General features: G+C 39.8%; 13 protein-coding genes. 4 read left to right on the forward strand and 9 right to left on the reverse strand.

The window, feature by feature from the left end:
• Nucleotides 1-37: 37 nt before the first annotated feature.
• Both L0M13_RS12475 and L0M13_RS12480 read right to left on the reverse strand, forming a co-directional pair.
• Entirely contained in the window at nucleotides 38-2305 is a 2268-nt protein-coding gene (locus L0M13_RS12475) for a phosphodiester glycosidase family protein (RefSeq protein WP_235196806.1), read from the reverse strand.
• 209 nt (nucleotides 2306-2514) lie between these two features.
• Nucleotides 2515-3150, reverse strand: coding sequence for an S-layer homology domain-containing protein (locus L0M13_RS12480; RefSeq protein ID WP_235196807.1), 636 nt, complete (start codon nucleotides 3148-3150; stop codon nucleotides 2515-2517).
• 357 nt (nucleotides 3151-3507) lie between these two features.
• Between L0M13_RS12480 and L0M13_RS12485 the strand changes: the two genes are divergently transcribed.
• Complete coding sequence (locus L0M13_RS12485; protein WP_235196808.1) at nucleotides 3508-3795, forward strand: hypothetical protein; 288 nt, start codon at nucleotides 3508-3510, stop codon at nucleotides 3793-3795.
• Nucleotides 3796-3967: 172 nt separating this feature from the next.
• Nucleotides 3968-5299, forward strand: coding sequence for a branched-chain amino acid transport system II carrier protein (gene brnQ, locus L0M13_RS12490; protein ID WP_235196809.1), 1332 nt, complete (start codon nucleotides 3968-3970; stop codon nucleotides 5297-5299).
• Between the two features lie 19 nt (nucleotides 5300-5318).
• Here the strand turns inward: brnQ and L0M13_RS12495 are convergent, their stop codons facing one another.
• The 3 genes from L0M13_RS12495 to L0M13_RS12505 form a co-directional block, all read right to left on the reverse strand.
• A complete protein-coding gene (locus L0M13_RS12495) occupies nucleotides 5319-5777 on the reverse strand; it encodes a hypothetical protein (protein ID WP_235196810.1) in 459 nt (152 codons plus the stop codon).
• On the reverse strand, nucleotides 5764-6120 hold the full coding sequence (locus L0M13_RS12500) for a general stress protein (protein ID WP_235196811.1): 357 nt from the start codon (nucleotides 6118-6120) through the stop codon (nucleotides 5764-5766). The genes L0M13_RS12495 and L0M13_RS12500 overlap by 14 nt, the downstream gene beginning before the upstream one ends.
• A 100-nt stretch (nucleotides 6121-6220) precedes the next feature.
• Nucleotides 6221-6769 carry a general stress protein gene (locus L0M13_RS12505; protein WP_311195669.1) on the reverse strand — a complete coding sequence of 183 codons (549 nt, stop codon included), beginning with the start codon at nucleotides 6767-6769 and terminating at the stop codon, nucleotides 6221-6223.
• 544 nt (nucleotides 6770-7313) lie between these two features.
• Between L0M13_RS12505 and L0M13_RS12510 the strand changes: the two genes are divergently transcribed.
• Together L0M13_RS12510 and L0M13_RS12515 are read left to right on the forward strand one after the other, a co-directional pair.
• Nucleotides 7314-8603 (forward strand): helix-turn-helix domain-containing protein, encoded by a 1290-nt coding sequence (locus L0M13_RS12510; RefSeq protein ID WP_235196813.1) that lies wholly within the window; start codon nucleotides 7314-7316, stop codon nucleotides 8601-8603.
• Between the two features lie 11 nt (nucleotides 8604-8614).
• Nucleotides 8615-9004: a hypothetical protein gene (locus L0M13_RS12515; protein WP_235196814.1), complete on the forward strand. Its 390-nt coding sequence runs from the start codon at nucleotides 8615-8617 to the stop codon at nucleotides 9002-9004.
• A 56-nt stretch (nucleotides 9005-9060) separates the two neighbouring features.
• Here the strand turns inward: L0M13_RS12515 and L0M13_RS12520 are convergent, their stop codons facing one another.
• The 4 genes from L0M13_RS12520 to L0M13_RS12535 all read right to left on the reverse strand — a co-directional run bounded on the left by L0M13_RS12520 (nucleotide 9061) and on the right by L0M13_RS12535 (nucleotide 12798).
• Nucleotides 9061-10359, reverse strand: a complete 1299-nt coding sequence (locus tag L0M13_RS12520; RefSeq protein ID WP_235199324.1) for a glucose-6-phosphate isomerase — start codon at nucleotides 10357-10359, stop codon at nucleotides 9061-9063.
• An 84-nt stretch (nucleotides 10360-10443) separates the two neighbouring features.
• Nucleotides 10444-11499, reverse strand: coding sequence for a calcium/proton exchanger (cax, locus tag L0M13_RS12525; protein WP_235196815.1), 1056 nt, complete (start codon nucleotides 11497-11499; stop codon nucleotides 10444-10446).
• 152 nt (nucleotides 11500-11651) lie between these two features.
• Complete coding sequence (locus tag L0M13_RS12530) at nucleotides 11652-12386, reverse strand: gamma-glutamyl-gamma-aminobutyrate hydrolase family protein (protein WP_235196816.1); 735 nt, start codon at nucleotides 12384-12386, stop codon at nucleotides 11652-11654.
• A 100-nt stretch (nucleotides 12387-12486) separates the two neighbouring features.
• Nucleotides 12487-12798, reverse strand: coding sequence for an MGMT family protein (locus L0M13_RS12535; protein ID WP_235196817.1), 312 nt, complete (start codon nucleotides 12796-12798; stop codon nucleotides 12487-12489).
• Nucleotides 12799-12801 lie beyond the last annotated feature (3 nt).

The raw sequence follows: 12801 nt of genomic DNA on the forward strand, positions 1-12801 counted from the left end.
ACATAAGAAAAAGCTCAGCGCTATGCTGAGCTTTTTCTTATTGAATTTTAAATTCGGTAATATGGTCTTTCACCATTTTGATATTAGAAGAGTTTGGCACAAAATGCGTGACGACCAATTGATAATTTTGTCCACTCTTGTAGCCGCCAGCAGGTGCTTCTACTATTAATTGAGTCGGGGTAGTCCCTTTTTTTACAGTCACTGCTTGGCGTACGCCATATTGATCTTCAACATACACATACTTCCCGTGAATAAATTCTGCATTCATCGGCTGTGAAAATGTTACCGTGAATTTTTTATCCGCTTTTTCAATGCGTACAGATGGATCCGGAACAAAACTTTCCTGAACAGTTTTAGCTGTCGTATAAAGTGCTTGAATACCGTCGATCCATAAAGAACCTTTTGTCTTTTTCGTTGATTTCGTTTCCGCAACGTAGATTCTGTTTAAGCTGAATGGCGCTGCAGCAGTTGTCGGGATGTTTGCTTCAACATATTTCCAGCCTACCCAATCCAATTTGTCTTCTGCAGTAAAATCAATTACAACTTCTTTGCCATTTGCATCGGTCAAAGAACCGCGGAGCCAATGATTCATGCCATCTCCGTATACCCATGCACCGATCCGTTTCGGCTGATTTGGTATTTGGTAAGGGCTATTCCATTTCAGATAAGCTGCTGAAACTCCGTCTTTATAGGAAGTAAAATCATATGCTAATTTAACCGACCCGCTTCCCTCTTTTGAAGCAATCGTTTTCTCTGTAGAAATCGATGCCGTACCACGGGCTGCTTCTGCAGATAAGCCGCTAGTTGAATCCAATGCACTTAACGCTATGGGTTTGTCAGAAACTTTAGGTATTACTGTGACCGGAATAGTAATTGAAGCATTTTCATATTTAGCAGTGACAGTTCCTGCCCCTTCTTTAACCGCGATAAACTGGTTATTTTCAATTTTGCCAATACCGCCAGAAACTGAAATCAATTTCAATTTCTCTTGGTCAATCGGCAAGGTATTGTAATATTGATCCAAGACTTTATCCACTTTGAATCCAAGTGTCGAATCTACCGGAATGCTTCCAGCTTGTTTCGGTGAAGCTGTTGCATAAGTACCAACACCGTATGGAGCTGTGCTAACTGCTTCTAATATAGAAGAAACTTTGCGTTCGTATCCTGTAGACGGCCGGTTAACCAAAGTCGGCAAGATATCGCCGTACTTCCGGGCAACCATTGTAGTAGAGCCCCCGCCATCCAGATTAATAGCGTTATAAGCTCCTATTGACTTTAAATAACTCGCAAATTCAGTCAAGGTCATGCCTGAACTTCCTGTCACCCCACTGTCCACTGTGACGAAATAAGCATTGGAACCATCGGCATTTGTTGCGACTGCAGTGCGTGCTGTCCGCTGCGTTACTCGAGGGCTATTCAAATCGATCGATAAATCGACAGCACCATTTTGAACAAGCAGCGGCCCTGTTGCTAACATGAATTTAGAGCCTTTCCATTGTTTTTCTACATCTACTGTCAATTCAACATTATCGCCGATTTTCAAATCACGGATTTTATCGACTTCGGCTTTATCCACTGCTGAAATGACGTAGCCATTTTTTGGAATCGTAGCACTCGTATATTGTCCATACGGTCGGATGGCTGTCACTTTCCCTGGAACCTTTTCGCCAAATTCATGACCTGTATTAACAGAAGTTGAAGTGGAAACAACCACTTCAAGTCCCGTATTATTTGTCCGCGTATTTTCAAATGGCCAACTAGAAGTATAAAGAATGCTCTCTCCACGTTCTCTTTCTCTGTTTAAAGATGTTAATTGCGAGGATTGACCGTTATGTGTAATTGTATATGAAAGATCATACTTACCAACTTTCGCTTTATTATCGGCAGTGACGCCAAAAGCTGCTGGGGTATGCATGAAATCATTGTAATTTGTTGAAACAGCACCTAAATTAACGATGTTATTGCCTTCTGCTAACAAATATGTAGGCAGTCCCGATTCGAATGTAAAAAGCGAAGCGTTAATTGCGCCAATCACGTGATTTTGTTCTTTCGTATGTAAGCGGCTTAAACTTGAAGTCGTTGACAGCGCTGTAAACGGATTCGAAATCCCCATATTGATTGTTGTATAAGGCGCATTCATGTTAATCGTCATTCGATTGATGCGTTGAGCTTTTCCAGATATACTTTTGCTTTCATTTACATAATTTACTCCAGGCGACAGCATATCTGCATTTGCAGGCTTTACTTGCATCGATAATAAGAGTCCGGCAGCCAAAGAAACAGTCAGTAATTTTTTAAATTTCATCCAATAACTCCCTAAAGTATATTTTCATAAGCATTAATTTATATTTTCGACAAAAAAAGGAATCCACAAATAAAATTGTGGATTCCTTTTCTCGCTTCAACCAAGCCATTGCATTGCACTTTTATAGTAAAAACAGGTTAATTACAATTTCTATTTTACCATACCTATCCTTAATCACAACCACTAAAAGTGCAAATTTCAGAAAAATATCAATCCACTGATATTACTTCTGGAGGGGTCAGATCTTTCGAAAGATTATCTCCCTTAAATATGAAGATGGCAAATTCTCCACGCGTTATATTATCGTTTGTTCCGAACTTAGTCGTGCCTTTTCCGTTCGTTATTTTCGCTTCCACTAGCGCTGCAACGGCACTCACATAACGCGGATTTACATCGGTAAATGGAATTGAATCCGAGCTTGCAGATAATTTATAAGCGGAAGACAAGACGATCGCCATTTCTCCACGCGTCATATTTTGATAGCTGCCGAAAGAAGTTGCTGTCTTTCCGTTGATGACGCCTGCCTTGAATAATGCATCGACGGCCCAAGCCCGGTTATCCGGTACATCGGTAAAGCCGGCAGACGGAGTCGTTGAAGATTCATTAAAGCCAAGGACTTTTGCAATCATGACGGCTGCATCTAAACGAGTGATTTGATTGTCCGTGCCGTACTGAGTTGCACCGATTCCTTTTGTATACCCTTGCTCGACCATATGATCGACGGCTTCTTTATAGCGGTCGTTTACATCCGTAAAGCTAGCAGCTGCTTTTGTGTTGAAAATCGGTGAAGAAATAACCAATGCCAAAACAACAATAAGAGACAAAATAAAAGATAATTTTTTCAAAGAAACATTCCTTTCAATTTCCTGAACCCAATATACTATATGTAAATATTTGTTACAAGGTTCTTTTGAAGTATTCTTCTTAGAATATTGCCTATTAAATACAGTTCTGTAAACTGCCATAGATCAATAAAAAATAGTAGTTCAATAAAATAATCCGAAATAACCTATTTTGAACGTAATATAAAATAGACAAGAGAAAAAATAAGGAGTCTTATAAGAAATATGACACTGCTATTGAATCGGCATTAATAGTTAATATAGCACCTAACCTTATTAAATTCCTTTCATTTTAAATAATACGTGATATAATATTCTTATAAATCAAAAATAATTCACTATAGGAGTGAAACCTAAACAATGGATAGCAATATCGATTTTTATGCAAGCTTACGTGACTGGTCGCCTTGGGATGAAGCAGATGTTCTGAAAATGGAATTTGAAAATCGCGCCCAACTAGCCAAATCGATTTCTTGTGTAGGATTACTTGTTGACTTATCCCTCGATCAACATGCTGAAGTGCGAAAAGCGGTAGCAGAAAATCCGATCACTCCCCTTTCCACTTTAAAGCGCTTGGCAGAACAAGATTTGTGCATCAGCGTTCAGCAGACTGCACAAAACACTTTAACCACATTAGTAAAAGCATAAAAGCGCAAAGCCATTTCATTTTTAATTGAAATGGCTTTTTATTGTGAGGCTTCCGAAGTTTCAGTCAGTCCAATTTATTTGTCTATGTATTTCTGCTAGATTAAGTTTTCAAAACTTATTGAATTCAGCTATAATAGATTTCTATGCAAACAGATAAATTAAGGAGTCTATTATGCAAAAGAAAACGCTTACTCTAAAAGAGTCCATTACAGTCGGCCTCATGCTATTCGCCTTGTTTTTAGGAGCCGGCAATATTATTTTCCCACCTTACTTGGGCCAATTAGCAGGAGACAATATTGGAATTGCGATTTTCGGCTTTCTTTTAACCGGAGTCGGACTTCCTTTACTGGGCATATTAGCTATCGCTAAAGCCGGCGGTGATTTACAAACAATTGCGGGACGAGTGCATCCCTATTTCGGCTTAATATTCACTTTTGTCGTTTACTTAGCCATTGGGCCCTTTTTCGGGATTCCCCGTACCGCTACTGTCGCTTTTGAAATTGGGGTATTCCCCTTTCTCCCTGCAAGTTTAGAGAAATCATTTTGGCCATTACTCGTATTCAGCATCATTTTTTTCACAATTACCGTTTTATTTGCTTTAAATCCCACAAAACTGGTTGACCGAATTGGAAAAATACTTACGCCAATCTTAATCCTGATCATCGGTTCTCTCGCTGTTAAAAGCCTCATAACCCCTTTAGGACAAATCGGCGAACCGGTTGGCAACTATCAGACAGAAGCATTTTTTGAAAGTTTTCTTCAAGGCTATTTAACGATGGACGCAATTGCTGCTCTCGTTTTTGGAATCGTGATTATCCAGTCCGTTCAAGCAAAAGGTGTGACGGACAAGAAAAGCATTCTCAAAACTACTGTATTTGCAGGGATTATTGCGGCGACTGGTCTTGCTGCAGTTTACCTTTCTTTAAGTTATATTGGGGTTACGAGTGTTGAGGCAATTGGATTCCATGATAACGGCGGTACCATTATCGCTTTGGCCTCGAGAGTACTTTACGGGGAATTCGGCGGAATTATTGTAGCGGCAGCGATCATCTTTGCCTGCCTGACAACTTCCATCGGCTTGGTTTCTGCTACTGCACAATTTCTCAATAAAATCTTCCCTAAATTTTCGTATGTCATGTATGTATTTATTTTCGCCGGATTCAGCACGATTATTGCGAACATCGGCTTAACTCAGTTAATTTCCGTTTCACTGCCAGTCCTATTAATGATTTATCCAGTTGCCATTGTATTGGTCCTGTTATCCTTCATTGATAGAATTTTTGGAAGGCAGCCATTTGTGTATATAATGGCGCTTAGTGTGACAGGGATCATTAGTATTTTGGATGGGTTAAAAGCAGCAGGCATCCACTTTGCAGTCATTGATGAGGGACTCGGGTTCCTTCCTTTCTATGCACAAGGCATCGGATGGATAACCCCTGCTGCCATCGCGGCTATTCTCGGGATTACCATTTATCAAATGAAACCAAAAAAGCAACCTCATTAAGAAAATGAGGTTGCTTTTTTTAAAATAATCTAGGGGTTGGAGGAGTGCCGGTTTTTTTATCCACGTCTTCATGGAGTTTACGGCCATCTCTCGGATTCTTTTCATTTTCGTAATCATCGCGGCGTGGAGTATCGTTTAAAAGGTGTTCTTCCTCCGAATCGCGGCCAAAAGGCGCTGGACCTAAATTTGGATCAACTCCAGGCGATTGTTCATCTTCCCTACGATTAACGCCGTCATGCTGGTCTAAAAGGTCGCTTCCTTCACCTGATGCAATTCCAGGCTCGTGTTCCATCAATTTTTCTTTTGGTTCGCTTTCATCCGCTGTTTCTGAACCGGTCGTAGGATGAATGTTTTCTCCTTTGACACGCGAATCTTTTGCTTCATCCTGATATCCCGGCACTCCATATTGTTCTTCGCGTGAAACTTCAGAAGTATAGATCTCATCTTTTCCATGGTTTTCTTTTTCATTTAAGGCCATAGTGTTCCGATCTCCTTTCGATAGCGATTTGTCCATATACAGTAAAATCGCTCCGTTTTTCTAACTCTTCTTCATAACGGTCAACTTGCCGCTCTTCCAGATCCAAGCTTTTTAACTTTTCTCTGACCGCGTCTCTTCCAGTAAACATCGTTTTAAATGTATTTCCGAGCGTGCCGGTTTCGTGTACATCGATACGGCTTGTATCTTCAGCGCTTAAAACAGCTTCGTCGTCGACCAATACGTGAAAATCTTCCTCACGGTAGCCGAGGGATTTGAGCTCCTCTATTTTGCTGCGCATTTCCTCTTGGCTATATAGCACGATAAACTCGCGATCTGTCTCCATATAATTCAGCCTCCTGTCAAACGTCTTATTGTTTCATGTACCCGATATAAAGGAGTACTGAAACATTCAGACGATAAGTGGATTATATTTGAATCTTATTCTACTTGTATTTTTTATCGCTTGAGGAATGTTTTTCAGCGTCTGTCATTGATCCACGCTCTTTTTCAATTTCCGGCTTCTGTTGCGTACTGAAGGAAACATGGTGCGGTTCTTTCATTAAGGTTGGATCTTGCTGGAATGTTTCTCCTCTAGCAAACCGGTCTTCTTGCTCATCAAAATTATTATCTACCGAATTTACGAATTCATTTGTCGAAGATTCTACCGGATTTCCTTCTCTGTCCTTAAAAGCGCTTCCTTCTATGACTTCTTCAATTCCTTTACGCTCATCTGCATAAATCAGTATTCCACCATTAGCTAAGTCTGCTGTATACCGTTTCGTTTCTTCCTCGGAAAGATCCAAAGATTTCACACCACCGCGTACACTGCCCTCACCTGTGATAAAGCCTTTGAACTTATCTTTAAAAGAACCAGCTTTTTGCACATCTATATCACTTCCATTCTCGATGTCGTCCAGGCGATCTGAATCCTGAGCAAGCAGATGAAGATCTTTTTCCCCATAACCATCCTTTTTAAGATCTTCGAGTTTTATGGATTAAATCTGTTTCAGAAAATACAACCGCTAACACTTTTTTATCAGTAGCCATCCTCAAAACCTCCATCAATTATTTAATGTATTTGTTACTGCTTTCCCCTTACCATCAGCACCTTAAACTAAGAGGAAGATTTTACAGGTATATCTTCACTGCAAAAGAAGTAAAAATTTTTAATTTTAATTTATGTAATGCGAAATTAATCATTTTAATATTTATTTAATATGTTATTATAAAAGCCGAGAAAAAGTTTTTAGATATATTAACCATTTAATCCAATTAATAAATTTCTGCCTAGGTCATTCTTCCTTTTTATTTAATTTACAAAAAATAGGCATTAAAAAGGCAGTATATTTTGAAAATTGATGATATCATGGATTAAAGATATTACATTTTCGTACAATATAAGTTGTGGAGGCGGAAACTATAGTACTTAACAATCTTTCTATGCATTACTTCCCGGAGCCAACGTCAAAGCTAGAAAGAAACTCTCCTACATGGATGCTTGAAGTTCTGCCCATTCAAACGGAAAGGAGAGAATCAATGGACACTGGGTTGCGCCTGAAGTATCACCGATTAAAGAAAAAAATCAGCTTAGAGGAAGTTGCTTCCGGTATCCTCTCTCCTAGAGAACTTAAAAAAATAGAATCCGGTTTAAAAGAACCTTCTTTAGCTGACTTAGAAGCCTTGTGTAAAAAACTAGAAATCCCTCTGGCACCTAAAGACAATCCAGTGGGAAAAGTTTTAGTTAAAAACTTTAAGTCTTCATTAGTACATCCTCAGAACAAAGGAAAGATCATGGAGCAGTATTCCGATATTAAAGATCATCCGCTGCTGCATGTGAATGAAGATATTGAGTTAGAATATAGCATTCAGCAAATTCGGTATTTCATTGTCATAGGTGATCTAGATACCGCAGAATTAAAATTAAAAGAGATGGAACGCTTTAAAGAATTCATGAATCAAGAGCAATTTTACCTCTTCCATAAATACAATGGAAATTATCATTATATTTTAAACGATCATGAAACAGCTTTAAAAACTTACTTGATGGCTGAGAAAATTGCACCTTCTACTACCTCTCCTTCTGAGCTGGGAGATCTATACTATTCCATCGGTATTTCTTCTTCTCAATGTTGGGAAACTGAATTAGCCTTTAAATATACAGACTTAGCTTTAAAAATATATCAACAAGAATTTGTTCCAAAACGTATTGTAGAGTGTCATTTAAATATAGCAATGACACAACAACGTATAGGCAATTTTAAAATAGCTACAGAACATTTTAAAAACGCATTAACTATTGGCAGAAAACTTGAAATTGATATTTTGAGATTTACTACAGAATTTAATGTGGGTTATTCACATTTTTTATTTCAAAATTTCGAATCCAGTATTCATCATGTAACTGCGGCATTAGAATTTGTTCCTGCTGAATATACTGCTGATATCTTATTAAGTTATTGCTTGATTATAAAATGTAATATTGAATTAAAAAACATTGAAGAAGCTGTTCGATGGCAAATTAAAGGAAAGAAGATTGTAGTTGAGAAGCATCTCAATCTCGACTTACCAACCAACCATGCTTTCAAAGAAGCTATTATGGAATTCTTCTGTCTATCACATTATTTAAATAATGAGTACGATCAATTCGAATCCTTAGTAGTTAATACATTTTTGCCAAGTTTAAGCGTTAATGATAATTTTTACGAAATTGGTTATTACTATGGATTATTGGGTAATCTATACTATAATCAAGAAAGGTACAAAGACTCGTCTTTTGCCTTTAATAATTCTCGTTTGGCTTACAAGAATCTTATTACAATTAAATAGGAGTGAATTCAATGAGGAAATTGTCTAAATTAATTTTGGCTACAACACTAGTTTTCACAAGTTTTTCAGCTACTTCCTTGATTAACCCAAACGAAAACGATGTTGCTATGCAACATCGCGTTCCTGAGCCTTGGTCTGTTCACCAGAATTTTGCTATGCAGCATCGTGTCCCTGAACCTTGGTCTATTCGCAAGGATGTTGCTATGCAACATCGCGTTCCTGAACCTTGGTCTATTCGCAAAGATGTTGCTATGCAACACCGCGTTCCTGAACCTTGGTCTATTCGCAAAGATGTTGCTATGCAACACCGCGTTCCTGAACCTTGGTCTATTCGCAAGGATGTTGCTATGCAACACCGCGTTCCTGAACCTTGGTCCGTTAAAAACAAATTCCAAGCTTAATCCTATGAATACGAAAAAGCAGCTGCCTAGTTTAAAGGCAGCTGCTTTTTTGCTTTTTATTTCTCGTATCCTGGTTTCCCAAGAAGCTGGAACATGTTTTGTTTGTACTGCTCGACTCCAGGTTGGTCGAATGGGTTGACCCCTGAGAGGTAAGCGCTCATGGCACAAGCTTTCATGAAGAAATACAGTAAGTAGCCAGTATGATAGGTATCCAGTTTTGGAATTTCCAACTGCAGAATAGGCACGCCTCCGTCATGATGGGCCATAGCTGTAGCATTTAGCGCTTGCTGATTCACTTCATGCAACGTTTTATCCACAAGATAATTCAAGCCATCTCCATTTTCTTCATCGAACGGAATTTGGCTTTGCTGCTGGTCTTCCGTAAAACTGACCATGGTTTCAAATAACATGCGGCGACCGTTTTGCAAGTATTGGCCAAGCGAGTGCAAATCTGTTGAATAAATGACCGATGCCGGGAAAATCCCTTTGCCTTGTTTGCCTTCACTTTCACCAAATAATTGTTTCCACCATTCATTCATGCCTGCCATTGCAGGTTCGAAACTCGCCATTACTTCAGTCGAATAGCCGCGGGCATTCAATACTTGGCGATAAGCTGCATAAGAATAAGCTGCGTTCTCCTCTAAATTGGTGGAGATCAAATCCGCTTCCGCTTGTTTGGCACCGTTTAACAACTCGCGGATATCTACGCCGGCCGCCGCCAATGGCAGCAAGCCTACTGGAGTTAACACAGAATAGCGTCCGCCGATGTTACCCGGAATCACGAATGAAACGTATCCTGCTTCATCAGCTGTTTTGCGAAGCGCCCCAGCCGATTCATCCGTTGTAACAATAATGCGGCGGGCTGCTTCCTCTTTCCCATACGCTCCATACATCCACGCCTTAAGTTTCCGGAAAGCAATGGCTGGTTCTGTCGTTGTCCCTGACTTCGAGATAACATTTACAGCTACTTTTTTGCCTTCAACATAAGCAAGCAATTCTTCCAGGTATCTGCCGCTAATGTGCTGGCCTGCATACACAACTTCCAGTCCTTTACGGCCAAATGCTGGACTTAACAATTCCTGTACCGCTTTAGCGCCTAAATACGATCCGCCAATTCCGATAACAACTAGAACTTCAACATCTTCGCGCAATTTTGATGCCGTTTCTTCAATACGGGATATTTCTGCTTCATCCATAGTTGATGGCCAGTTCAGCCATCCAAGGTACTCAGCCCCAGCACCTGTACCTTCATGAATTTTTTTATGTGCGTTTTCAACGAAATCTTGTAAAGCCGTCAGTTCATCTTTTTCTACAAACGATTTAATGTATTTGTTATTTAAAGATATAGTTCCTATGGAAACCACCGCCTTTTTTTAATATATTTATTTTACCATGATTCCTTGAGAACGAGGAAGAATATGTCGAAAGTCACAGATAATTTACAGCAAATAAAAGCCGATGCCCATGATTAGATAGGCAGCCAATAAGGTCAACCCTTCAAACCAATTCGATTCCCCGTCATTCGTTACATTAATGGTAAGAAACACAGCCGTAATCATCGCTATGAGTTCGGGAATTGTAAAAACCAGTGGCATTTGGACTGGCATAAACAAAGAAATCAATACGAGCACCGGAGCTACGAACATGGCTACTTGCAAGGTCGAGCCAATGGCAATTTCAACCGCGACATCCATTTTGTTTTTCATTGCCATCATTAGGGCAGAAGCATGTTCTGCTGCATTACCGACAATCGCTACAATAATGACCCCGATAAATAGTTGAGACCAGCCAAATTGTTCTCCTACTTCTTCAAATGTATGGACCAAATTCTCCGAAATAAAAGCAACCACTAAAGTGGCCGCAAATAAAATGATAATGGCTTTTGGCTTCGTCCATTCCGGCTCTTCTCGTTCTTCTTCATTCTCGGCTTCTGTATGGGTATAAACCCCTCGGTGAGTAACCAATTTGAAAATCAACCCGGCCAAATACAATAGAATCATAATGATGGAAATACCGACGCTTAACTGGATAGTTTCACGATCTGTCATGGTCATCGAAAAAATTTCTGGTATTACAAATGCGACGACAACAGCAAATATCAACAAACCGGAATTGTGCGAAGCATCTTGAATGCTGAATTTCTGTCTTTTGAATTTAAGGCCACCCAAGAAGAAAGATAAACCGCCCACAAGTAACAGGTTGCCAAGCACAGAACCCGTTAAAGAAGCTAAAACTACGCCGACCAATCCCGCTTGGAGCGCAAAAACTGAAATAATCAGTTCTACCGCATTACCGAATGTAGCATTTAGCAGTCCCCCGATACGCGGTCCACTCACTATTGCTAAACTTTCAGTCGCGCGTCCCATAAAACTGGATAAAGCGATAATACTGATTGAACAAAGGATAAACATAACGATACTCGGCCATTCTAAAAAAGATCCAATAACGGCTAATGGCACGCCAATGATGACTAATATACCAAAAATCCGATTCATGCTCTTCCACCTCCCTTTTTAGCTTTTCCATACCCGAAGAAATCACTATCGACACGTTAAAAAGATTGAATGAAAGGGTCTGACTAATGTAAAAAGGCATATGCCTCGGAAATTACCGGGCGCATGCCTTTTACATTATATATTTGATTCTTTTATTGATTTTGCGCTTTATCTTTTGCACATTCTTTTACAAATCGTTTAAAGAGTTTTTTTGAAGCTTCGTCACCTTGCAAAGCAAATTCTTCAGGGTGCCATTGGATACCCATGACAAATTGATGGTTTTCACTTTCTAACGCTTCCACAAGTCCATCCGCCGCGCGTCCCGCAATTTTCAGCTTGTCAGAAACATCTTTGATCCCTTGATGATGGAAAGAGTTTACGTTAAACGTTTTTTCTTCCATAATTTTGATCAAGCGGCTTTCATCCTCTAGCGTCACTGAATGGGTCCGGTGCGTCCGCATAGCCATTTGCTTATGCTGATACAATGTCCCTTCATATTGCGCTTCTAGATCTTGATAGATGGTTCCGCCTAATGAGACATTCAGCATCTGCATGCCTCGGCACATGCCGATAAACGGTTTATCCAATTCAAGGAAATTTAAGATCAGTTCTTTTTCATATTGATCACTGCCAGGATAAACTGCTCCTAAGCGGATATGCGGTTCTTCCCCGTAAAGAGTTGGGTTAATATCTCCTCCGCCTGTAACGATCAATCCATCTAATCGTTCACAAAGCAAAGGAATATCTTCCTCGTCTACAATCGGAACGATTAATGGCAAGCCGCCTGCTTGCAGGATGGCACGTCCATAAACGGGATCCAACGAATACATTTGATCTTTTTCTACACGTGCAGTTATCCCAATAACGGGTTTATGTTCATTTTTCATTTTTAAAATCCTCTCTTTTAAAAAGCCACAGTATTCTATTTACCCTTATTTGTTAAAATAAAACACCGTTAAACTATTTACGGAAAGGATTGCTTAAAATTCAATGCGAAGGGTCGTATCGATACTGGTTCAAATCAACAATCCCATTTTGCGCCACTTCGACACCTTCTTCTTGAAGGGAATGAAGCTGAGCAAAACGGGATTCTTCATCTTGTACAACTATTTTCCCTTGGGCATTAACAACACGATGCCACGGCAATCCGTGTTTTCTGCTCATGCTGTGGAGCAGTCTCGCAACTTGCCGGGCACCTCTTGGACTTCCAGCATGAGCTGCAATTTGTCCATAGGTCATTACTTTCCCTTCTGGGATACGCGCAATAATTTCGATTGCTTTTACAGTAAACGGTTGCATCTG

The organism is Planococcus sp. 107-1 (assembly GCF_021513255.1).
In the GTDB taxonomy this organism is placed as follows: Bacteria; Bacillota; Bacilli; order Bacillales_A; family Planococcaceae; genus Planococcus.